The sequence below is a fragment of the Promicromonospora xylanilytica genome (genome assembly GCF_054782895.1).
Genome location: NZ_BAAGRP010000001.1, coordinates 151,639 through 173,973, shown reverse-complemented (window position 1 = coordinate 173,973; position 22,335 = coordinate 151,639). Strand labels below are relative to the sequence as shown.

General features: G+C 71.7%; 18 protein-coding genes and 3 tRNA genes. 13 read left to right on the top strand and 8 right to left on the bottom strand.

Going from position 1 to position 22,335, the window contains the following annotated elements; genetic code table 11:
- The first annotated feature begins 79 nt into the window (after positions 1-79).
- Positions 80-619: a hypothetical protein gene (locus ACYVK7_RS00765; protein ID WP_460885761.1), complete on the top strand. Its 540-nt coding sequence runs from the start codon at positions 80-82 to the stop codon at positions 617-619.
- Positions 616-1,119 carry a GNAT family N-acetyltransferase gene (locus ACYVK7_RS00760; protein ID WP_460885760.1) on the top strand — a complete coding sequence of 168 codons (504 nt, stop codon included), beginning with the start codon at positions 616-618 and terminating at the stop codon, positions 1,117-1,119. The genes ACYVK7_RS00765 and ACYVK7_RS00760 overlap by 4 nt, the downstream gene beginning before the upstream one ends.
- Here the strand turns inward: ACYVK7_RS00760 and ACYVK7_RS00755 are convergent.
- The gene (locus ACYVK7_RS00755; RefSeq protein WP_460885759.1) at positions 1,101-2,021 is read right to left on the bottom strand and encodes an EamA family transporter; all 921 of its coding nucleotides are present in this window, start codon (positions 2,019-2,021) and stop codon (positions 1,101-1,103) included. The genes ACYVK7_RS00760 and ACYVK7_RS00755 overlap by 19 nt on opposite strands.
- A 220-nt stretch (positions 2,022-2,241) precedes the next feature.
- Between ACYVK7_RS00755 and ACYVK7_RS00750 the strand changes: the two genes are divergently transcribed.
- The 9 genes from ACYVK7_RS00750 to purM all read left to right on the top strand — a co-directional run bounded on the left by ACYVK7_RS00750 (position 2,242) and on the right by purM (position 17,553).
- Entirely contained in the window at positions 2,242-3,150 is a 909-nt protein-coding gene (locus ACYVK7_RS00750) for a glycoside hydrolase family 16 protein (RefSeq protein ID WP_460885758.1), read from the top strand.
- Positions 3,151-3,311: 161 nt separating this feature from the next.
- Positions 3,312-5,651, top strand: a complete 2,340-nt coding sequence (purL, locus tag ACYVK7_RS00745; protein ID WP_460885757.1) for a phosphoribosylformylglycinamidine synthase subunit PurL — start codon at positions 3,312-3,314, stop codon at positions 5,649-5,651.
- Between the two features lie 142 nt (positions 5,652-5,793).
- Positions 5,794-6,756, top strand: coding sequence for an endonuclease/exonuclease/phosphatase family protein (locus tag ACYVK7_RS00740; protein ID WP_460885756.1), 963 nt, complete (start codon positions 5,794-5,796; stop codon positions 6,754-6,756).
- A 48-nt stretch (positions 6,757-6,804) separates the two neighbouring features.
- Positions 6,805-8,982 (top strand): RNB domain-containing ribonuclease, encoded by a 2,178-nt coding sequence (locus ACYVK7_RS00735; RefSeq protein ID WP_460885755.1) that lies wholly within the window; start codon positions 6,805-6,807, stop codon positions 8,980-8,982.
- Between the two features lie 63 nt (positions 8,983-9,045).
- Positions 9,046-9,438, top strand: a complete 393-nt coding sequence (locus ACYVK7_RS00730) for a sterol carrier family protein (protein ID WP_460885754.1) — start codon at positions 9,046-9,048, stop codon at positions 9,436-9,438.
- Positions 9,439-9,752: 314 nt separating this feature from the next.
- Positions 9,753-14,378 (top strand): ExeM/NucH family extracellular endonuclease, encoded by a 4,626-nt coding sequence (locus ACYVK7_RS00725; protein ID WP_460885753.1) that lies wholly within the window; start codon positions 9,753-9,755, stop codon positions 14,376-14,378.
- Positions 14,379-14,497: 119 nt separating this feature from the next.
- Entirely contained in the window at positions 14,498-14,797 is a 300-nt protein-coding gene (locus tag ACYVK7_RS00720; protein ID WP_460885752.1) for a hypothetical protein, read from the top strand.
- 58 nt (positions 14,798-14,855) lie between these two features.
- Entirely contained in the window at positions 14,856-16,403 is a 1,548-nt protein-coding gene (purF, locus tag ACYVK7_RS00715; protein WP_460885751.1) for an amidophosphoribosyltransferase, read from the top strand.
- A 43-nt stretch (positions 16,404-16,446) separates the two neighbouring features.
- The gene (purM, locus tag ACYVK7_RS00710; RefSeq protein WP_460885750.1) at positions 16,447-17,553 is read left to right on the top strand and encodes a phosphoribosylformylglycinamidine cyclo-ligase; all 1,107 of its coding nucleotides are present in this window, start codon (positions 16,447-16,449) and stop codon (positions 17,551-17,553) included.
- 60 nt (positions 17,554-17,613) lie between these two features.
- Here the strand turns inward: purM and ACYVK7_RS00705 are convergent, their stop codons facing one another.
- Positions 17,614-17,826 (bottom strand): DUF3073 domain-containing protein, encoded by a 213-nt coding sequence (locus ACYVK7_RS00705; protein ID WP_460885749.1) that lies wholly within the window; start codon positions 17,824-17,826, stop codon positions 17,614-17,616.
- Positions 17,827-18,420: 594 nt separating this feature from the next.
- Here ACYVK7_RS00705 and ACYVK7_RS00700 point away from each other — a divergent pair.
- Positions 18,421-18,630, top strand: a complete 210-nt coding sequence (locus ACYVK7_RS00700) for a BldC family transcriptional regulator (RefSeq protein WP_108495333.1) — start codon at positions 18,421-18,423, stop codon at positions 18,628-18,630.
- 65 nt (positions 18,631-18,695) lie between these two features.
- Here ACYVK7_RS00700 and ACYVK7_RS00695 read toward each other — a convergent pair whose 3' ends face one another.
- From ACYVK7_RS00695 to ACYVK7_RS00675, 5 genes are all read right to left on the bottom strand, one after another.
- Complete coding sequence (locus ACYVK7_RS00695; RefSeq protein ID WP_460885748.1) at positions 18,696-19,019, bottom strand: DUF3618 domain-containing protein; 324 nt, start codon at positions 19,017-19,019, stop codon at positions 18,696-18,698.
- On the bottom strand, positions 19,016-19,468 hold the full coding sequence (locus ACYVK7_RS00690) for a phage holin family protein (protein WP_460885747.1): 453 nt from the start codon (positions 19,466-19,468) through the stop codon (positions 19,016-19,018). The genes ACYVK7_RS00695 and ACYVK7_RS00690 overlap by 4 nt, the downstream gene beginning before the upstream one ends.
- Before the next feature lie 293 nt (positions 19,469-19,761).
- Positions 19,762-19,834, bottom strand: a tRNA-Phe gene (locus ACYVK7_RS00685).
- A gap of 51 nt (positions 19,835-19,885) precedes the next feature.
- A tRNA-Asp gene (locus ACYVK7_RS00680) sits at positions 19,886-19,959 on the bottom strand.
- Between the two features lie 144 nt (positions 19,960-20,103).
- A tRNA-Glu gene (locus ACYVK7_RS00675) sits at positions 20,104-20,176 on the bottom strand.
- A 112-nt stretch (positions 20,177-20,288) separates the two neighbouring features.
- On the opposite strand from ACYVK7_RS00675, the gene ACYVK7_RS00670 reads away from it, so the two are divergent.
- A complete protein-coding gene (locus tag ACYVK7_RS00670; protein ID WP_460885965.1) occupies positions 20,289-20,633 on the top strand; it encodes a metallopeptidase family protein in 345 nt (114 codons plus the stop codon).
- Positions 20,634-20,687: 54 nt separating this feature from the next.
- On the opposite strand, the gene ACYVK7_RS00665 is transcribed toward ACYVK7_RS00670, so the two are convergent.
- Positions 20,688-22,106: a M15 family metallopeptidase gene (locus ACYVK7_RS00665; RefSeq protein WP_460885746.1), complete on the bottom strand. Its 1,419-nt coding sequence runs from the start codon at positions 22,104-22,106 to the stop codon at positions 20,688-20,690.
- Positions 22,107-22,335 lie beyond the last annotated feature (229 nt).

The following is a 22,335-nucleotide window of genomic DNA, read 5'->3' as shown; positions in this document are numbered from 1 at the left end:
TGGCAGATCTCGCGCCGGACCAGGCCGGGGAGGCTGGGACACGTGGGCGCCGACCGGGGCCCGAGGAGGGGACTGGACCATGAACCTGGCACCGCGCGCACGCAAGGCCGTGCTGACCCTCCACATCGTCTCGGCCGGCGCGTGGATCGGCATCGACGTGCTGGTTGCCGTGCTCGTCGGGGTGGGGCTCTCGGGCGCCCCCGATGCCGACCGGGGCCTGGCCCTGCGCGCCCTCGCGGAATATGTGGTGACCCCGATGCTGACCTCGGGCCTGGTCTGCCTCGGTACCGGTCTGCTGCTCGGCCTCGCGACCAAGTGGGGACTGGTGCGCTACTGGTGGGTGGCGGTCAAGCTCGTCATGAACGTCCTGCTGTGCGTCCTGATCCTCGTGGCGCTCCGGCCGGGCATGCCGGAGGTCGGCGCTGCCGGTGTCGCGGTCGAGGCCGGACAGATGCCCGCCACGGACATCTCGTTCCTCGTGTACCCGCCGGCGGTGTCGCTCACCGTGCTCGGTGCCGCCACCGTGCTGTCCGTGTACAAGCCGTGGGGACGGGTGCGCCCGAGCCGGCGGAGGCCGTCCGGAAGGGTGTCGGAGGCACGTCCTACGGTGGTCGCATGACGATCGAGGGACGGGCCATCGAGGTGCGCGATGCGGTGCCGGCCGAGTACGAGACGGTCGGCGAGATCGTCGCCGCGGCGTTCTACGCGGACGGGCAGCTCGACGCCCCGGACTCGGGGTTCTACGCCGACGTCCTGCGCGATGTCGAGAGCCGCGCCGCCGCGGCGGAGATCATCGTCGCACTGGACGCCGGTGCGCTGGTCGGCGGCGTGACGTTCGTGCCCCGCGGCGGCCCGATGGCCGACATCGCCAAGGACGGTGAGGCGGAGATCCGCATGCTCGGCGTCGCGCCGGACGCTCAGGGCAGGGGAGCGGGGACGGCCCTGATGCGTGAGTGCGTCGAGCGCGCCGCCGGGGCGCGGCGGGTCGTCCTCTCCACCCAGACCGTCGCGACCGGTTCGCACCGCCTCTACGAGCGGCTCGGGTTCGTCCGTGACCCCGGCAGGGACTGGTCGCCGGTGCCCGGTGTGAACCTGCTCTGCTACGTGCTCGAGCGGTAGCGAGGCCTGCCCGGCCACCGCAGCAGGCCCGACGTGACCGCGACCCCCAGGAGCAGCAGCAGGCCGCCGCCCGCCTCGGCCGGGTTGGGTACCTCGTCCAGCACCAGCCAGGCGGCGGTCATGCCGGCCACCGGCACCAGCATGGTGAACGGCGCCACGGCACCCGCCCGGTGCCTGGCCAGCAGGGTGTTCCAGATGCCGTAGCCCACCAGGCTCGCGAGCCAGGCGGTGTAGAGGGTCGAGAGCACGACCGCCCACGTGGGGTGGGTGAGCGAGTGGCCGACGGCCGCGGGGCCGTCGAGCGCGACCGCCAGAGCCAGCATCGGCACGGGGACCACGAGCCCCGACCACACCGTCATCGACAGACCCGCCAGCGGGCCGGACGGCGTGCCCGCCTGCTGCGTCGCGGCACCCAGCCGCCGCACGATCACGTTGCCCGTCGCCCAGGAGGCAGCGGCGGCGAGGGTGAGCAGGAACGCGAACCCCGGCGTCGCCACGGACCGGCCGAACCCCACGATCACCAGTCCCGCCGCACCGAGGAGCACCCCGGCCAGCTGCGGCGGCGTCGGGCGCTCGCGGAGGGCGACGCTCGCGAACAGGACGGTCAGGACCACCTGCGCCTGGAGCACGAGCGACGCCAGGCCCGGCGGCATGCCGAGCCACAGCGCCGTGTACATGAGGGCGAACTGGCCGAGGCTGAGGAACAGGCCCACCAGCAGGACGTCCTTGAGCGGCGCCGCCGGCCGGGGGACCAGGAAGATCGCGGGGATCAGCACCACGACGAAGCGGACCGCGACGAAGAGCGCCGGTGGCATGTCCTGCACGCCGAGATCGATCGCGAGGAAGTTCGTACCCCAGATGACCATGACGAACACGGCGAGGAGGGAGTCGCGCAGGGGCATACGGCCATCGTCGACCGGAGCAACCCTGTACGTCCATCGCGTATCACTGGCTGATTGTTCAGCGAGCCTGAACGGTGGCCGGCGCCCTGACTACGTGTTTTCACGATCTTGTTCCACTGACCGGGTGAAAAGTAGCGTCGCTGGGCACCGGCCGGCGGACCGACCGCAGGCCCGGCCCGCGGCCTGCGCGGCGGGACCCATGTTCGCGAAGGAGCGTTCGATGCGTAGCACCAGACACCGCACGATCCGTACCACCGTGACGGCTGCCGCCGCCATGACGTTCGTCCTGTCCGCCTCGCTCGTCGCCTCGGCTGCCGTACCCCACGTGCCGGACGCGGGACCGGCGCGGTCCGCGTCGGACACGGTGTCCGACGCCGACTCCGGGACCGGTACCGCGGCCGACACCGCCGCGCTGACCTGGTCGGACGAGTTCGACGGACCAGCGGGCGCGGCTCCGGACGCCGCCAGCTGGAACCACGAGACCGGCGCAGGCGGCTGGGGCAACAACGAGCTGCAGAACTACACCAGCTCGCGAGAGAACTCGGCCCTGGACGGCAACGGCAACCTGGTCATCACCGCCCGCCAGGACGGCAACGGCGGCTACACCTCCGCGCGCCTGACCACCCAGGGCAAGGTGCAGCCCAAGTTCGGCCACCTCGAGGCCCGCATCAAGATCCCCCGCGGCCAGGGCATCTGGCCCGCGTTCTGGATGCTCGGCGGCCAGTTCCCCGGCACGCCCTGGCCCAGCTCCGGCGAGATCGACATCATGGAGAACGTGGGCTACGAGCCCCACATGGTCCACGGCACCCTGCACGGCCCCGGCTACTCCGGTGGCAGTGGTCTGACGGGTTCGTACCAGCACCCCCAGGGCTGGTCGTTCGCCGACGACTTCCACACCTTCGCCATCGACTGGGAGCCCGGCCGGATCAGCTGGTCCGTCGACGGCAACGTCTACCAGACCCGCACCACCGCCGACACCGGCGGCAACCCCTGGGTCTACGACCAGCCGTTCTTCTTCATCCTGAACGTCGCCGTGGGTGGCAACTGGCCCGGTTACCCCGACGGCACCACCCAGTTCCCGCAGCAGATGGTCGTCGACTACGTCCGCGTCTACGACTCGCAGCTCTGACCACGCCCCGGGGGTGTGCCGGACGCACAGGTCGCCCGTGACCTGTGCGTCCGCCCCTGCGTGACCCCTCGCGAGGGCCGGGACCGCCCCGCTCCGTGACGCGTCGTAGACTGGCCGCGCGCTCCGGCGCCCAGAAACCTACCCCGCACGCGAGGAACTACATGACCGCGCCCGCGTCCCAGGCACCCTCCCGCTCGAATCCCGCCGTCCCGAGACTGGACACGGTGGAGACCGCCGCGGCCACCCCTGAAGAGGTGCAGCCCTACGGTGAGCTCGGACTCAAGGAGGACGAGTACCAGCGCATCAAGGACATCCTGGGCCGCCGCCCCACCGCGGCCGAGCTCGCGATGTACTCCGTGATGTGGAGCGAGCACTGCTCCTACAAGTCGTCGAAGGTGCACCTGCGCAAGTTCGGCGAGAAGGTCACCGACGAGATGAAGGAGCACCTCCTCGTCGGGATCGGTGAGAACGCCGGCGTCGTCGACATCGGCGACGGCTGGGCCGTCACCTTCAAGGTGGAGTCGCACAACCACCCCTCGTTCGTCGAGCCCTACCAGGGCGCGGCGACCGGTGTGGGCGGCATCGTCCGCGACATCATCTCGATGGGCGCGCGTCCCGTGGCGGTCATGGACCAGCTGCGCTTCGGTGCCGTCGACCACCCCGACACGGCGCGCGTCGTCCACGGCGTCGTCTCCGGCGTCGGCGGCTACGGCAACTCCCTCGGCCTGCCGAACATCGGCGGAGAGCTCGTCTTCGACGGCTCCTACCAGGGCAACCCGCTCGTCAACGCCCTCTGCCTCGGCGTGCTGCGGCACGAGGACATCCACCTCGCCAACGCGACCGGCCTCGGCAACAAGGTGGTGCTGTTCGGCGCCCGCACGGGCGGCGACGGCATCGGTGGCGCCTCGATCCTGGCCTCGGAGACCTTCGAGGACGGCGTCCCCGCCAAGCGCCCGTCGGTGCAGGTGGGCGACCCGTTCATGGAGAAGGTGCTCATCGAGTGCTGCCTCGAGCTGTTCTCGGCCGAGGTCGTCGAGGGCATCCAGGACCTCGGTGCCGCCGGCATCTCCTGCGCCACCTCGGAGCTCGCCTCCAACGGTGACGGAGGCATGCACGTCGACCTCGACGACGTGCTGCTGCGCGATCCCACCCTGAACGCCGGCGAGATCCTCATGTCGGAGTCGCAGGAACGCATGATGGCCGTCGTCCGGCCCGACCAGCTCGACGCGTTCCTCGCGATCACCGGGAAGTGGGAGGTCGAGACCGCCGTCATCGGCGAGGTCAACGGTTCCGGCCGCCTCACGATCGACCACCACGGCCAGCGGATCGTGGACGTCGACCCCAAGACCGTGGCGCACGAGGGGCCCGTGTACGAGCGGCCCTACGCGCGTCCGTCCTGGCAGGACGAGCTCCAGGCCGACACGACGGTCGCGGCGGGCCTCGCTCGTCCGACGTCGGGCGAGGAGCTGCGGGAGACCGCGCTGAGGCTGCTGGCGTCGCCGAACCTCGCGTCCAAGGCGTGGGTCACCGACCAGTACGACCGGTTCGTCCAGGGCAACACGGCGCTCGCCCAGCCCGACGACAGCGGCGTCATCCGCGTCGACGAGTCCACCGGGCTCGGCGTCGCGCTCGCGACCGACGCCAACGGCCGGTACGGCAAGCTCGACCCGCGCTCGGGTGCGGCGCTGGCCCTCGCGGAGGCCTACCGCAACGTGGCCACCTCGGGCGCCGAGCCGCTCGCCGTGACGGACTGCCTCAACTTCGGCTCCCCGGAGCACCCCGACTCGATGTGGCAGCTCGTCGAGGCGATCGAGGGGCTCGCCGACGCCTGCCAGGAGCTCGCCGTGCCCGTCACGGGCGGCAACGTCTCCCTCTACAACGGCACCGGCGAGCCCGGCCAGATCGACTCCTCGATCCACCCGACCCCCGTGGTCGGCGTGCTCGGCGTGCTCGACGACGTCAGCACCGCCCTCCCGTCCGGCTGGCAGACGGAAGGGCTGTCGCTCCTCCTGCTCGGTACCACGCGGGACGAGCTCGACGGCTCGGCCTGGGCCGACGTCGTGCACTCGCACCTGGGCGGCGTGCCGCCGCGGGTGGACCTGGCCGCCGAGAAGGCGCTCGCGTCGGCGCTCGTCGAGGCCCGGAAGACCGGCCTCGCCGCGGCCGCGCACGACCTCTCCGAGGGCGGCCTGGTCCAGGCCCTGATCGAGGCGTCGCTGCGCTTCGGGGTCGGGGCCTCGGTGGCGCTCGAGGGCGTGACCGGTCGCGACAAGGTGGACCCGTTCGTCGCGCTGTTCGCAGAGTCGGCCGGACGTGTGATCGTCGCCGTCGACCCCGAGCACGAGGGTGAGCTGACCCATCTCGCGGAGGACGCCGGCGTGCCGGTGCTGCGGCTCGGCACCACGGGCGGCGACGCCGTGGTGATCGAGGGCCAGTTCGAGGTCCCGCTGTCGGAGGCGCGCGAGGCGCACGAGGGAACTCTCCCGCGGATCTTCGGCTGACCCGAGGGTCCCTGGCGGGATGATCGGTAAGAGGTCAGGTGGTCGGCACCCCGGGGTGCCGACCACCTGACCTCTTACCGATCACCCGCGAACGGGCCTGTAGGCGGCACGACCGCCGACGCGCAGCCGGTAGGGTCCGGGAGTGCGATTTGTCCATGGCTTCATCTCGGTAGTGCTCTGGATCGTCGCGATCCCCCTGCTGGTCGTGGCACTGGCCCGCGCCCTCCCGTTCGACAACGTGATCCCGTTGCCGCACCTCGTGGCGTTCACACCGTGGGCGACGCTCGTGACGCTGCCGCTGCTGATCGTCGCGCTCTTCTCCCGGCGCTGGGTGATGACGCTGCTGCTCGCGGTCTCGCTGGCCGGCTACGTGTACTGGACGGCGCCCTTCTTCGTGCCGCCGGACACCTCCACGGCCGCAGACCCCGACGACCCCGGCACGCTGCGCGTCATGACCGTCAACGCCCTGTACGGGCAGGCCGACGCCGAGACCGTGGTCCACCTCGTTGAGTCGCAGAACGTCGAGGTGCTCGCGGTCCAGGAGCTGACACCGGCCTTCGAGGAAGCCCTGACGGACGCGGGCCTCGACGACCTGCTGGCCCACAGCTTCACGGTGCCAGCCGAGGACAGCCCTGCCGGCAGCGGCCTCTGGGCGTCCACGCCGCTCACGGGGGAGGACCAGCTCCGCGGCACGAGCTTCGCGATGCCGTCGGCCCTGGTCAGCGCGGGTGGCACCGACGTGCGCGTCACCGTGGTGCACCCGCACCCGCCGATGCCCACGGAGATCCTGACGTGGCGCACGGAGCTCGTCGAGCTCACCGAGCACGCGCACGCGGACGAGACGCCCCAGATCTTGGCGGGCGACTTCAACGCCACCTACGACCACGCCGGCTTCCGCGACCTGCTCGGCTCGCGGTTCTCGGACGCCACCAGGGAATGGGGCGCCGGACCCACGGTGACCTGGCCGGAGGACAGCCGGGTGCCCGCGTTGTTCGCGCTGGACCACGTGGTGGTGGAGCGGGACATGCCCGTCTCCGACGTCGTCACCATGCGCGTCCCTGGCACCGACCACCGGGCGCTGCTGGCCACCGTCGTCGTCGAATAGCACAGCGACGCCGAGCGGGGAGCGACGAACCGGCTTATGTTCGCAGATGTGCCGACTCGTCAGATGCGCCTCGCGCCCGCCGCCCCCGACGACGTGAGCAGTGCCCTCGCGGCGCTCCGCGCCGAGGTCGGCCTGCCCGCGATGTTCCCGCAAGATGTGCTCGAGGAGGCTCGAGGGGCCACCGAGCAGGACTTCTCCGCCGGGCGGGCCGACCGCCGCGACATCGAGTTCGTGACCATCGACCCGCCCGGCTCCATGGACCTGGACCAGGCGGTCCACGTGGAGCAGTCGGGCGAGGGCTACGTGGTGCACTACGCGATCGCGGACCTCGGCGCGTTCGTGACGCCGGGCGGTGCCGTCGACGCAGAGGTGCGCAAGCGCGGCATGACCGTCTACGGCCCGGACGCCCGGACCCCGCTGCACCCCAAGATCCTCTCGGAGGGTGCGGCGAGCCTCCTGCCGGAGCAGGACCGCCCGGCCGTGCTGTGGACGGTCACGCTGGACGCGCGCGGCATCATCACCGGCGCCTCGCTCGAGCGGGTGCTGGTGCGCAGCCGGGAGCGGCTCACCTACGCGGAGGTGCAGTCCGGCCTCGACGCCGGTACCGCGAGCGAGTCCCTGCAGCTGCTGGCCGACGTCGGGCGCCTGCGCCAGTCGCTCGAGCTGGCGCGCGGCGGGGTCTCGCTGGAGGTGCCGGAGCAGGAGGTGGAGCGCAGCGAGGACGGCACGTACACCCTGGCGTTCCGCCGCAACCTGCCGGTCGAGGAGTGGAACGCGCAGATCTCCCTGCTCACGGGTATCGCGGCGGCCCACCTCATGCGTGAGGCGGGGGTCGGCATCCTGCGCACCCTCCCCGAGGCCGACCCGCGCGACGTGGCGCGCCTGCACCGCACGGCCCGTGCGCTCGGCATCGACTGGCCCGACAGCCTTCCGTACGCGCGGCTGGTGCCGACGCTCGTGTCGCGGATCCCCGAGCACGCGGCCTTCCTGAACGAGGCGACCACGCTGTTCCGTGGCGCCGGGTACGTCGCGTTCGGCATGCCCGGACCCGACGGCGTCCCGGTGCCTCCGCCGGAGAACACCCGGCACGCCGCCATCGCCGCCGACTACGCGCACGTCACCGCGCCGCTGCGGCGCCTGGTGGACCGGTACGCGACCGAGGTCTGCCTCGCGATCTCCGCGGGCACGCCCGTACCGCCGTGGGTGCTGGAGGCCCTGCCCGCGCTGCCCGCCGTGATGGCCGAGACCGGCCGCAGGGCCTCGTCGTTCGAGCGCGAGTGCGTCGACATCGTGGAGGCGTCGCTGCTCGCGGACCGTCTCGGCGAGGAGTTCCACGGCGTGGTGGTCGACATCGACGACGACACCAAGGCGGAGCAGCGAGGTCAGGTCGTGCTGCGCGACCCCGCCGTCCGCGCGCGGGTGACCGGTTCGCGGCTCCCGCTGGGCGACGAGGTGCGGGTCACGCTCGCGGAGGCGAACGTGGCCGAGCGCCGCGTCCTGTTCACGCTGCCCGGCAGCCGACCGGCCGACCGGCCGGCGGACGCCGCCGCGTCGGCCGGCCCGACCGGTGACGGCGGCGCGCGCCGATCCACTGCCGGACCGCGCTCCGCCGCCGGTGTGGCGCGCCGTGCGGCCGCTCCCGCGCCCTTCGGAACCCCCACTACCGACGGACCGGTCCCCGCGCACGGGAGGATGCGCTCGACGCCCGACCCGGAGCCCGGTCCCCGACCCGGCCCGGCTCCGCATCCGGGCCCGGACCCAGCTCCCCGGCCGAGCCCGCAACCGAGCCCGAGCCCGCAGCCGAGCCCGAGCCCGCAACCGAGCCCGACACCGCAACCGAGCCCGACGCCGACGCCCGCTCCGGAGCCCCGGCCGCAGCCCCAGCCGCTGCCCGACGGCGACACGCGGTCCTCCGCCGCGTCACCGTCGGCCGCGCAGCACCTGGACCACGGCGTCGTCGGCTACCCGCCGGTCCGGCGGCCGGTGCGGCCACAGGTGCGCGACGAGGTCCCGCTGTCACAACCGTGGCCGCGGCACGCCACCCCCGCGGCCTCGCCGCGGCGGCTCGCTCCGCAGTCGCAGCCGGTGCCCGCGGTGCGAGAGCACCTTCCGGATGTCGTGCAGGTGGCGGACTACCCGTCCGTGGCCTCCCTCGAGCTGCCGATGGTGGTGGCGGCGGACCTGCTCGCGGTCGAGGGCCAGACCACCGAGGTCTACCGCTTCTGAGCCGGCGGTCCGCGATACTGGCTCCATGATCGACGCAGTTCACGACGTCCTGGCGGTGCGGTAGTGCCCCCGCGGCGCAGGACGGACCCCGCGGCCGGGCGCACCGCGGTCGCGGCATGGGTACGGGGCGAGGCGGAGCGGCGGGACGTGACCACCGCCGTCCGGTACACGCTGGAGGAGCTCGCGGACCATGCTCCCGGCAACTCCGTGGAGGTGCGCGTACCGCCGTCCGGCGCCGTCCAGGCCGTGGCCGGGCCGCGGCACACGCGCGGGACGCCGCCGAACGTGGTCGAGACCGATCCCGACACCTGGCTCGGTCTGGCCACCGGCGCTGTGACCTGGGCGGACGCCGTCGCGGACGGGCGGGTGCGCGCTTCGGGCGAGCGTTCCGACATCTCCCACCTGCTGCCGCTGACGGCGGGACGCCGGGCGGCGTCCGGAGCCCGTGGCGAGTAGGAGCCCGGTCGTACCAGGGTGAACCGGGCACCCGACGGCGTGTGCCGGGTCACGGACGTCACCGACACCCGCTAGCCTCGGCGTCGGTCTCGTGGCTCGGCTGCGGGCAGGTTCACCCGGTGCGGGGACGCCAGTTCTCCCGGCGGGTGCCCGGCTGTAACCGCTGGTTCACGAGGCAGTGATTGGTTGGTGCGGCTCGTGCCGGACCGCCTGCGCAACCGATGCGCGTCCCGGCCGCAGCGATGCCGCCGAACAAGACGTCCAGCAGTGCACTCCACCCCGGCCCACGGTCGGCTATTGCAGAAGGAGTCAGCGTGAGACCCACCACGCTCCGGTCCCCGCGACCGCACCCCCGACACCGTGGGAGGGCCGCGATCGCGGCTACTCTCTCCGCGGCGCTCGTCGTGCCCGCCACAGCGGCCTTCGCCGCGCCCGCGGCCGCCGAGGACGGCCCGGACTCCGGGCACGTCGTCATCAGCGAGGCCTACCTCGTCGGTGGCAGCTCCGGCCAGCCGTACCGGAACAAGTTCGTGGAGCTGTACAACCCGACCGACGAGCCCGTCAGCGTCGACGGCTGGTCGGTCCAGTACAAGTCCGCGACGGGCTCGTCGTTCTCCGGGGTCACCGCGCTGAGCGGCACCATCGCCGCCGGTGGCCACTACCTGGTGCAGGGCGGCTCGAACGCCGCCAACGGCGAGCCGCTGCCCGCTCCCGACGCCGTCGGCAGCCTCAACCCGAGCGGTACGGCCGGCGTGGTCGCGCTCGCGTCACAGACCACCGCGGTCACACCCGCCAAGGGCACGGTGCCGGTCGAGGGTGCCACGGGCGTCGTCGACCTGCTCGGCTACGGCACCGCCGACACGTTCGAGACCGCTCCGGCCCCGGCAGGCCGGGGCACCGGCGTGGTCGGGTCGCTGGAGCGCACCGGCGACACGGGCGACAACTCGGCGGACTTCGTGTTCACCACAGAGGTGACCCCCACCGGTAGCGAGGGCTCCGAGCCCGAGCCGGAGCCCACGCCGTCGGAGCCGACCGAGCCCGGCGAGGTCACCCCGATCGCCGAGATCCAGGGCACGGGCGACACCTCGCCGCTCGTGGGCGAGACGGTGACCACCCGTGGCGTCGTCACCGCCGTCTACGCGACGGGCGGGTTCGACGGCCTGTACCTGCAGACCGCAGGCACGGGCGGCGGCGAGGACCCGACGCCAGGCGCGTCGGACGGTGTCTTCGTGTTCTCGGCGGCGGCCGCGGCGGACCTGTCGGCCGGCGACCACGTGGAGGTGACCGGCGCCGTCTCCGAGTACAACGGACTGACCGAGCTCACCCCGTCGTCGGGCGGCTGGACCGTCCTGGACGAGCCCGCGACGGTCACGCCGACGGAGACCACCTGGCCGGCCACCGCCGCGGAGCGGGAGGCGCTCGAGGGCATGCTCCTCGCGCCGCAGGGCGACTTCACGGTGACGGACAACTACGACACCAACTACTACGGCTCCGTGGGGCTGGCGGCCGGTGACGGCCCGCTGGTGCAGCCCACCACCGCCGGACGGCCGCTCTCGGCGGAGTACGACGCGCAGATCGCGGACAACGCGGCACGCGCGGTCCTGCTCGACGACGGGTCGTCGCTCAACTACAACTCGACGGCGAACAAGTCCAAGCCCTTGCCGTACCTGACCGGCGGTGAGCCGCTGCGCGTGGGCGCCGCGGTCACGTTCACCACGCCGGTGGTCCTGGACTACCGCTACGACGCATGGGGCTTCCAGCCGCTGACGCACCTGACCCCCGACGTCGCGGAGACGGTCCAGCCGGCCACGTTCGAGAACACGCGCGAGGACGCACCCGCCGAGGTGGGTGGCGACCTGAGCGTCGCCACGTTCAACGTGCTGAACTACTTCAGCACCACGGGTGACGAGCTCACGGGCTGCACCTACTACACCGACCGCGACGGCGACCCCGTGACGGTCCGCGGCGGCTGCGACGCGCGCGGCGCGGCCGAGGAGGAGGACCTGCAGCGCCAGCAGGTCAAGATCGTCGCCGCGATCTCGGCGCTCGACGCCGACGTGGTGGCCCTGCTGGAGATCGAGAACACCGCCGCGTTCGGCGGCTCCCGCGACCAGGCGCTGAGCGACCTCGTGGACGCCCTGAACGCCGCGGAGGGCGCGGACACGTGGGCCTACGCGGCCTCGCCCGCCGAGGTGCCCGAGGCGGAGGACGTCATCCGCAACGCCTTCATCTACCGGACCGCCACTGCCGAGCCGGTGGGCGACTCGACGATCCTGGTCGGGGACGAGGCGTTCCAGAACGCCCGTCAGCCTCTCGCCCAGACGTTCCAGCCCGCCGGCGGGGACGCCGGGGCCGGTGACGACGTCGTCGTGATCGCCAACCACTTCAAGTCGAAGGGCTCTGCCGGCCCGTGGCCGGGCGACCCCGACCAGGGCGACGGCCAGGGCTCCTCGAACGAGTCCCGTACCCGGCAGGCGACCGCGCTCGTGAGCTTCGCCGAGGCGCAGGCCGCTGCGGCGGGTACCGAGAACGTCCTGCTGGTGGGCGACTTCAACGCGTACGAGCAGGAGGACCCCATCAAGGTCCTCACCGACGCCGGCTATGCGGACCTCGGCGCGGCCACGGGGGAGTACTCCTACAACTTCGGCGGCATGGTCGGCTCGCTCGACCACGTGCTGGCCTCCCCCGCCGCGGCGGGGCTGGTGACCGGCACCGACATCTGGAACATCAACGCGTACGAGCCGATCGCGAACGAGTACAGCCGGCACAACTACAACGCGTCGATCCTCTACGACGAGACCCCGTTCCGGTCGTCCGACCACGACCCCGTCCTGGTCGGTCTGGACCTCGGTGGGGCGGCCACGGATCCCGGCTCGGTGGACCTCGATCTCGTGGCGATCAACGACTTCCACGGCCGCATCGACGAGAACACGGTGAACTTCGCGGGCACCGTGGAGGAGCTGCGGGCGCAGAACCCTGACGGCACCGCCTTCGTCTCGGCCGGGGACAACATCGGCGCCTCGCTGTTCGCGTCCGCGCTGCAGCAGGACCAGCCGACCATCGACGTGCTGAACGCGCTGGGCCTGAAGACCTCGGCGGTGGGCAACCACGAGTTCGACCAGGGCATGGCCGACCTCACGGGCCGCGTCACCGACGCCGCCGACTGGGACCACCTGGGCGCCAACGTCTACGACCAGGCCACCGGTGAGGCGGCACTGCCCGAGTACCAGGTGGTGCCCGTGGACGGCGTCGACGTCGGCTTCGTCGGCGTGGTCACGCAGGAGACGCCCACGCTGGTCACACCGTCGGGTATCGAGGGCCTCGAGTTCGGCGACCCGGTGGACGCGGTCAACCGCGTCACCGACGAGCTGCTCGACGGCGACGCCGCGAACGGCGAGGCCGACCTGGTGGTGGCTCTGGCGCACGACGGCGCCGGCGCCGGCACTCCGGACGGTACCTCGCTGGAGGAGGAGGTCGCCGCCGGCGGCCCGTTCGCCGACCTGGTGCAGAACACCGACCCGCGCGTCGCGGCCATCTTCACCGGCCACACGCACAAGCAGTACGCGTGGGACGCCCCCGTCCCCGGCGCGGAGGGGGAGACCCGGCCGATCGTCCAGACCGGCAACTACGGGGAGTTCCTCGGCCACGTCTCGCTCACGGTAGACACGGAGTCGTTCGAGGTCACGGACTACGCCGTGGAGAACGTGCAGCGCACCGAGACCCCGGCCGCCGAGCTCATCGAGACCTACCCGGCGGTCGCCGAGGTCGACTCGATCGTGTCGGCCGCGCTGACCGAGGCCGAGAAGATCGGCGCGCAGCCGATCGGCGAGGTGACCGCCGACGTGACGACGGCGTTCTCGGGCGGCAGCTACACGGACGGCGTCTACACCGGCGGCAACCGCGACGACCGCGCGTCGGAGTCGGCGCTGGGGAACCTCGTGGCGAACTCGCTGCGCGACTCGCTCGCGAGCGACGAGCGGGGCGGCGCCGACATCGGCGTCGTGAACCCCGGTGGCCTGCGCAACGAGCTCTACCACGGAGAGGACGGCGTCATCACCTATGCCGAGGCCAACGCCGTGCTGCCGTTCGTCAACAACCTGTGGACGATCACGCTGACGGGCGCGCAGCTCGACACACTGCTCGAGGAGCAGTGGCAGACCGACGCCGACGGTAACCGGCCCTCGCGCCCGTACCTGGCACTGGGCCTGTCCGACAACGTGTCCTACACCGTGGCCACGGCCGACCCGAACGCGACACCCGGCGACAACGTCTCGTCGATCACCGTCGACGGCGTGCCGGTGGACCCGGCCGCCGAGTACCGCATCGCGACGTTCTCGTTCCTGATCTCGGGTGGTGACAACTTCCGGGCCTTCGCCGAGGGCACCGACGGTCGCGACTCCGGTCTGGTGGACCGCGAGGCCTGGATCGACTACCTCAAGGCCGCGTCACCGATCACGCCGAGCTTCGCTCGTACGCGCACCGTGGCCGAGGCGCTGCCCGGCACCGTCGAGGCGGGTGCCTCGACCGAGGTGGGCCTGTCGGGTCTGGACCTCACGTCGCAGGGCGCGCCGCGGAACACGACAGTCGAGACCTTCCTGGTCCCGACCGGGGGCGCGGCGGCCGACGGCGTCTCCCTCGGCACGGGCACCGTGGCCGACGGCGCGACGTCGGCCACGGTCACCGTGCCGGCCGACACGGCGCCGGGCGCGTACCAGTTCCTGGTGCAGGCCGCGCCGTCGGGTACGACGGTACGGCTGCCCGTGACCGTCGAGGAGGCGGCTCCCCAGGAGCCCGAGGCTCCCGCGTGGCAGCCCTGGAGGCTGTACTGGTGGGGCGACACCGTCTCGTACCGGGGCGAGGTCTACGTGGCCGTCCGGCCGACGATCCTCCAGGTCCCCGGCCTGAGCGGTAAGCGCAGCGCCTGGCGGATCGTCGAGTGATCCTGTCACCGAGCTAGACCGCGGCGACGGAGAACCGCGGCGCACCCGTCGACGGGTGCGCCGCGGTTCTGCTTCCCCGGGTTCTCTCCCGGCCCGGGGCGGCGCGTACCCTGGGTTTCGTGAGTGAAACCCAGGCATCGAGCGACTCCTCCGACGACGTGGAGGTGCGTGCCGTCATCGACCCGACGACCGTGCGCAGGGCCCCGCGGTACAAGGCGTTCTTCTGGACGGGCGCGCTGGTCGGGATCGTCCTCGGGCTGGCGCTGTCGCTCTACCTCGTGAACTCGCCGGCGGGCGCCGGCATGATGAAGTCCGGCGTGTACGTGACGGTGCTGACCGCGTTCGTCACCATGGTGACCACCCTGCTGGCCGGCCTGTTCGCGGTGATCGCGGACCGCCGGAGCCTGCGCGGCCGCTGACGCGGAGGTCACAGACCGGGCTGACACCGTCGATCCGGTCGCATGGGATACTCGGAACATGCCTCTGCGCGGAGATGGCCGACTCAACCACGACCTCATGCCCGGCGAGAAGGGCCCCCAGGACGCATGTGGCGTCTTCGGGGTCTGGGCACCCGGCGAAGAGGTCGCCAAGCTCGCGTACTTCGGTCTGTACGCCCTACAGCACCGCGGGCAGGAGTCCGCGGGCATCGCCACCAGCAACGGTGAGCAGATCCTCGTCTACAAGGACATGGGACTCGTCTCCCAGGTCTTCGACGAGACGGCCCTGAACGCGCTGACCGGCCACATCGCCGTCGGACACTGCCGGTACTCCACCACGGGTGGCGTGACCTGGGAGAACGCCCAGCCCACGCTCGGCGCGACGGCGTCCGGCACCGTGGCCCTCGGCCACAACGGCAACCTGACCAACTCGGCGGAGCTCGTCAACCTCGTGGCCGAGCGCTACGGCGCGCAGCGCCGCGGTGAGCTCGCGCGCGGCAACACCACCGACACGGCACTGATCACCGCGCTGTTCGCGGGTGACGCGGACCACACGCTCGAGGCGACGGCGATGGAGGTGCTGCCGCGTCTGCGCGGTGCGTTCTCCCTGGTCTTCATGGACGAGAACACCCTCTATGCGGCGCGCGACCCGCAGGGTGTGCGGCCGCTCGTGCTCGGTCGCCTCGACCGCGGCTGGGTGGTGGCCAGCGAGACCCCGGCCCTGGACATCGTGGGTGCGTCCTACGTGCGCGACGTCGAGCCGGGCGAGCTCATCTGCATCGACGCCGACGGCATGCGTTCCGCGCGGTTCGCCCCGACGGAGCGGGCCGCCTGCGTCTTCGAGTACGTCTACCTGGCCCGCCCGGACAACACCATCAACGGCCGGTCGGTGCACGCGGCGCGGGTCGAGATGGGCCGCCAGCTGGCGCGCGAGCACCCCGTCGATGCCGACCTGGTGATCCCGACGCCGGAGTCCGGTACGCCGGCCGCCGTCGGCTACGCCGCGGAGTCGGGTATCCCGTTCGGGCAGGGCCTCACGAAGAACGCCTATGTGGGCCGCACCTTCATCCAGCCGTCCGACACGCTGCGACAGCTCGGCATCCGCCTGAAGCTCAACCCGCTGCGCGAGGTCATCAAGGGCAAGCGCCTCGTGGTGGTGGACGACTCGATCGTGCGCGGCAACACCCAGCGCGCGCTGATCCGCATGCTGCGGGAGGCGGGCGCGGCCGAGGTGCACGTGCGCATCTCGTCGCCGCCCGTGAAGTGGCCCTGCTTCTACGGCATCGACTTCGCCTCGCGCGCGGAGCTCATCGCGAACGGCCTGGCGGTGGAGGAGATCGGCCAGTCGCTCGGCGCCGACAGCCTCGGCTACATCACCACGGAGGGCATGATCGCCGCGACCGAGCAGCCCAGCTCGCAGCTGTGCGCGGCCTGCTTCACCGGCAAGTACCCCATCGAGCTGCCCCCGGACGACCAGCTGGGCAAGCACCTCCTCGAGCAGGCCGAGCTGCCGCTCGGCCAGCCGCAGGACGGGCTCAAGCAGCTCGCCGTGAGCTCCGGCGGCTCCACCGCCCTCGACCACCCGTGACCGCACCCTGCTGCACCAGCACCGACCACTCCCTGGAGCACCCGTGACATCCGAAGGCCTGACGTACGCCGCCGCAGGCGTCGATACCGAGGCGGGCGACAAGGCCGTCGAGCTCATGAAGGACGCCGTGCGCCGCACGCAGGGTCCGGCAGTGCTCGGCGGCGTGGGCGGCTTCGCCGGCCTCTACGACCTGTCGGCCTTCAAGGGCTACCGTGCGCCCCTGCTGGCGACCTCCACGGACGGCGTCGGCACCAAGGTGGCCATCGCCCAGGCGATGGACAAGCACGACACCATCGGGTTCGACCTGGTCGGCATGGTCGTGGACGACATCGTCGTGATGGGCGCCAAGCCGTTGTTCATGACCGACTACATCGCCACCGGCAAGGTGGTCCCGGAGCGGATCGCGGACATCGTGCGCGGCATCGCGCAGGCCTGCGAGGTGGCGGACACCGCCCTCGTGGGCGGCGAGACGGCCGAGCACCCCGGCCTGCTGGAGCCGGACGAGTACGACGTGGCCGGCGCCGCGACGGGCATCGTGGAGGCCGACAAGGTGCTGGGCCCGGACCGGGTGCGGCCCGGTGACGTGCTGATCGCCATGGCGTCCAGCGGGCTGCACTCGAACGGTTACTCCCTGGTGCGCGCCGTGATCAAGCACGCGGGCTGGGCCCTGGACCGGCACGTGGACGACCTCGGACGGGCGCTGGGCGACGAGCTGCTGGAGCCCACCCGGGTCTATGCTGCCGACTGCCTCGCTCTGGCCGCCGACGACGCGGCCCAGGTGCACGCGTTCACCCACGTGACCGGTGGCGGGCTCGCCGCGAACCTGGCTCGGGTGCTGCCCCCGGGGCTCGTGGCCACGGTCGACCGGGCGTCCTGGGAGATGCCTGCCGTGTTCCGCATGGTGCGTGACCTGGGCGGCGTACCCGACCGCGACCTGGAGAACACGCTGAACCTCGGCGTGGGCATGGTCGCCGTGGTGGGCGCCGACGGCGCAGACGCGGCACTCGCCCGACTGTCCGCGCTGGGCGTGCCCGCGTGGACGTTGGGGAGTGTCGACACCCTGGACGTGGCGACGGCGCAGGAGAACCTCGTCGCAGGCACGAAGGGTGTGTCTGGTGGTGCGGTCAGGCTGGTGAACGACTACCGCTGACGCGGTGGCAGGGCCCGGCCGAGAGCCGGGCGCGGGGCCGGCGCAAACGCGCCGGCACCCTCAGCGCGTGTTGCCGTCCTGCTCTGCCCAGTCGGAGTACCTGTTGTCGTACTCCTCGTCCTCCGGGGATTCCCACCGCGACTCTGTCGCCACATCTGTGTGAGAGTCCCCGCTGAGCTCCTGCTCGAGGGCGTGATAATTGGTGTCCGGGCTGTAGTACTTCAGCGCGCGAGCAACCTTGGTCTGCTTTGCCTTCTGACGGCCGCGGCCCATGGCTCCGACCCCCTCAACGTAGGAGCGGGGCGGCACCGTGCATGGACGTGCGGCCCCGTAGCGTTTCGTCTGTCCAGGTTCCAACGTTACATGCTGGTACGGCGTTTCTTCCAGTCCGTGAGCGTGATTCGTCCCATCCTCTGATGTGACATTCGGATCGGTCGAAGTTCGTCACCACATGCGGACACGGCCAGGCCCTTGGTTGTAACCTGGCGACCAGTTTGCCATCACAAGGGCGTCGCCGCGCCTCGGCCGGCGACTCCTGCAGCGGTTCGACCGCGTGGCTCGCCTGTCCGGGGCAGGTATCCCCGGCGCCTTTGCCGACTCCTGGCCGATGCGCGGAGCTCCGCTGTCCACGCGCGGAGGATGTGTCGTGGCCACCACCGGCCCGGGCGAGAAGAGCGCGGTCGGCGTGTCGCACGTGTCCGAGACTCGCCCGAAACGGGCGGGCGTGGCGAGCAGCGGAGAAAGTGAGGAAATAAACCGCGTCCCCAAGTCGCCTAAATCCCGTTTGCTGCTAACAATGGTGCAAGAGCGGGTGTCGTCAACCGCCTGGTACGGCCAGGCCGGCACCGTTCCGGAGGAGGTGCGGGGATGTCCATCCACGGAGAATCCGAGGTCCTGCTCACGCCTGCCGAGGTAGCGAGCTTGTTCCGTGTTGACCCAAAGACAGTAACGCGTTGGGCAAAAGCGGGAAAGCTCTCGTCGATCCGGACACTTGGCGGTCACCGCCGCTACAAGGAGTCCGAGGTTCGGGCGCTGCTCGGTGCGGCAGCGGACAGCTCGGGCGACTCTGACAACTAAGTCGGACGTCGTTGACGGATTGGTCGGCAAGTAGGACGAAGGCGCGCCGGGTGCTGCCCCCCAGCTCAGCCCCGCGCGCGCCTGAGTACAGCGGTCACGGCAACAGCCGTACCGAGGACCACGAGACCGAGCGTGGCTCCTATCAGGACTTTGGCGTTGCGGGCCCGGCGCGGATCTTGCGCCGGGCCGTTCTTGTTGCCGAAAGCGCCTGCTGCCATCGCGCCGGCGTCGCTCGCCGCCTGCTTGGCCTCGTGCGCGATGCGGGACGCCTGGTAGCTCGGGTTCAGTCGGGTGGTCAGCTCGTCGATGGCCGCCGCGAGGTCCGCACGGGTACGGAGCACCTCGGCCTCGAGCTCGCGGCTGCTGGGTGGCGGTGTCGGAGTGCTCATCGGTGCATTCCCTCCTTGATCGACGTGATGTCGTCCTTCACGCGCTGGACGCTCTCCGGCTTGGTGGTGCCCTTCTTCAGCAGCTGTACGCCCACCAGGGCGAGGACGGCCGTGACGAGCAGCATGAAGCCGCCGATGGCGAGCGCGGACAGCCAGAGGGGCCACACCGTCCCCAGGCCGTACACGGCCGCCAGGAGCAGCACGCCCGCGGCATAGGCAAGGATCAGCAGCGCGAAGACGAGCAGCCCGATGCCGATGCCGGACTTCTTCGCCTTCTCGCTGAGCTCGGCCTTGGCGAGCGCGATCTCCGCGCGCACGAGCCGAGACGCCTGCTCGGAGATCTGCTCGACGAGCTTGCCCAGTGAGGCGGGCTTCTCGGTTCCCGGCGTGCCGGCCGGGGTGGCGCGTGGCGCCCCCGTCTGGCTGTCGATCTTCACGTCCTCGATCATGTGCCCTCCCGTACCGCCGGTTCGGCCTGCGCCGCTGAAGACAACTCAACAGTGCAAGAGCGCATGGGGCAATTCCTGGCGCGGCGTGGCCCCGAGGAAATGGGCTGGCGGGGAGCGTTCGTGAATGCGCAAATGCTGGAAAGAATTGCCTCGGGTGGTGCCTGAAGGTGACGTTGCCGGCGACTGCGAGCGCGCTGTTCCCAGGCCGGCCTCGGGTTCCAGAAACGCCGATGGGCCGCACTTCCGAAGAAGTGCGGCCCATCGAGATCGCTGGATCCTGCGATCTTTTGCTGTGGCTCCGACCGGCGTCGATCCGGTGACCTTTCGATTTTCAGTCGAACGCTCTACCAACTGAGCTACAGAGCCCTAGCGTGAACGCCCGGACAGTCGAGACCGACCATCCGGGCGCCTCTCGCGCGACCCTGACGGGACTTGAACCCGCGACCTCCGCCGTGACAGGGCGGCGCGCTAACCAGCTGCGCTACAGGGCCTTGGACGCTACCCGCGACCGGGGGGCTCGTTCCGAACCGTGAGAACCCTAACCCATCCCGGACCCGAATCTGAAATCAGATTCGGACTCCGACGGGATGATCTGCCTCACAACGGTTGAAACCTGGCTCTGGCGAGCCCCTTCGTACCCCCAACGGGATTCGAACCCGTGCTACCGCCGTGAAAGGGCGGGGTCCTAGGCCGCTAGACGATGGGGGCTGGGACCTGGCAAGTCTACAGACGGTTCGGGCCTGTGCTGGACAGTCCGAGGAGTGGGCTGCGCGACAGTCCCCGTCGGGCACGCGTCAGGGATGATGGGCGCGTGGTGGACATGACACGCGAGGACTTCGAGATGGCTGTCAGCGAGGGGCTGGACCTCGTTCCGGCCGACCTCGCGGCGCAGATGGACAACGTGGTGGTGCTCGTCGAGGACGACGCGCCGGCGGACGACCCGGACCTGCTCGGACTCTACGAGGGTGTTCCGCTCACCGAGCGCGACCACATGTGGGCCGCTGGTGCGCTACCGGACCGCATCACCATCTTCCGTAACCCGACGCTCGCGTTCTGCGAGACCCGCGACGACGTGGTCGAGGAGGTGGCGGTGACCGTGGTCCACGAGATCGCCCACCACTTCGGGATCGACGACGACCGCTTGCACGAGCTCGGCTGGGCATGACGAGGCCGGCCCCGCGAAGCAGCGCTTCACGAGGCCGGCCGCACGGCACGGTTGTCAGTACGAGGTGCCGTACTCCCAGTGCCAGGCCTCCGGCTTGCTGCCGCCGGCCTGGGCCCAGCCCGGCAGCTTCCAGCCGTACTTCCCGGCGTTGGCGACCATCCAGGCGTGCTCGGCGGTGCCGAACGACTCGATGCCGCCCGACAGGTCGACCGCCTGTCCCAGCCCGTGGTTCGAGGTGCCGGGCACGGCGGCCAGGCCACCCTTGGTGGCCGCGACCGTCACCTGCTCCGCATAGGAGCGGTACCCGTCGGTCAGGGCGAGGTTGCGCCCGAACGTCGCGCGGAACGCGCCGTTCAGGTCCTCGAGCGCCGCCGCGGCGTCGCACCGCAGCTGCTCGTTCCCGGCCCAGCTGAGCTCGCAGAGCACGCTCGACGGGATCTGACCGTTGCCGTAGCTCTTGGCGGCCTGGGCCATCTCCTTCGCCTGTGCGGCCCGGGCGGCGGCAGCCTCCCTGGCCTCACGCTCGGCGGCGCGTGCCGCTCGGGCTTCGCGCCGCTCCTGGGCAGCCTTCTTGGCCGCGGCGATCTCCTCGGGCGTCGGGCCTGCCTTGACGGACACGACGGCGTCGCCGTCGGCCTTGGTGATGAGCCGCTGGAGCGACGTCGTCACCTTCTCGATGTCGGCCGCCGACGGCGCCTCCGTCGCGGACGCCTTCGCGTCGGCCGTGGAGCCCGCCTCGGCCTCGGCGGCGTCCGCCCTCTTCGCGTCGGCGGTCGCGTCGACCGACTCGGCGAGGGGGGTGTCGAGGATCGGCAGGTCCGTGGTGTCCTGCCCGCTGGCCACGATGCCGCCCGTCGCGGCGTCGGCCAGGTTGGTCGGCTTGGTGGCAGCGGCCTGCGCTGCCGGCTGAGCGGCGTCCTTCGTGGTTGCCTTCTCCTCGCCGCGCTTCTCCTCGCCCTCGGCCGCACGCTCGCCCAGCGGAGAACGCTCGGTGGTGCGGGAGGCGGCAGCAGCAGCCGGTCGGACGCCGGCGGTGGTAGCGGCGTCGTGCGCCTCTTCCAGCAGGGCGCGCAGGTCGCGAGCCATCGCCTGGACCCGCTTGCGGCCCTTGGGGCCGAGGTCGCCCTCGCGCGTCACGTAGTCGGCGTCGGTGAGTACCGCGTCCGCCTTCTCGGAGGCTGACCGCACCTCCGGGTCGGTCACGACCGCACTGCCGACGACCACGCCGGCGGGCTGCCCGGCGCGTTCGGCGGCGGCCGCCGTGCCCGGGGAGCCGGCGGCGCTGCCGCCGTTCCCCGCGACGCCGACCGTCGCAGTGGTGGTGAGGGCTACCGAGGTCAGGGCAGCGGCGATCGCAAAGGACGAGCGACGCGCCAGGGGGTGGGGAACGTGCCGTGCGACGGCGGCGTGCGCTCCGCGCGTACCCGGGCGTCGCGTACGACGGGGGGTCAGTGCGTGGTCGCTGCGCGTCAAGGACGATCCTGACACTCGGGGGCAGGGACAGGGCGCGCCGTGCGGGGCGCGACGGGGTTCGGCGTCTGGGGCACGCTGAGCTTCCGTTCTGCGGCTGGGCAGGGCGCCACCGTGAGGGCTGGTTCCCTCGCTCGGGCGGTGACGGCATGCGCCGGCTGCGGTCAGGCCACGGCGCGCGACGTGTCGCGGAGGTCATGGCGATTGCCGCAGAGAACGGGCGCGAAGGCCC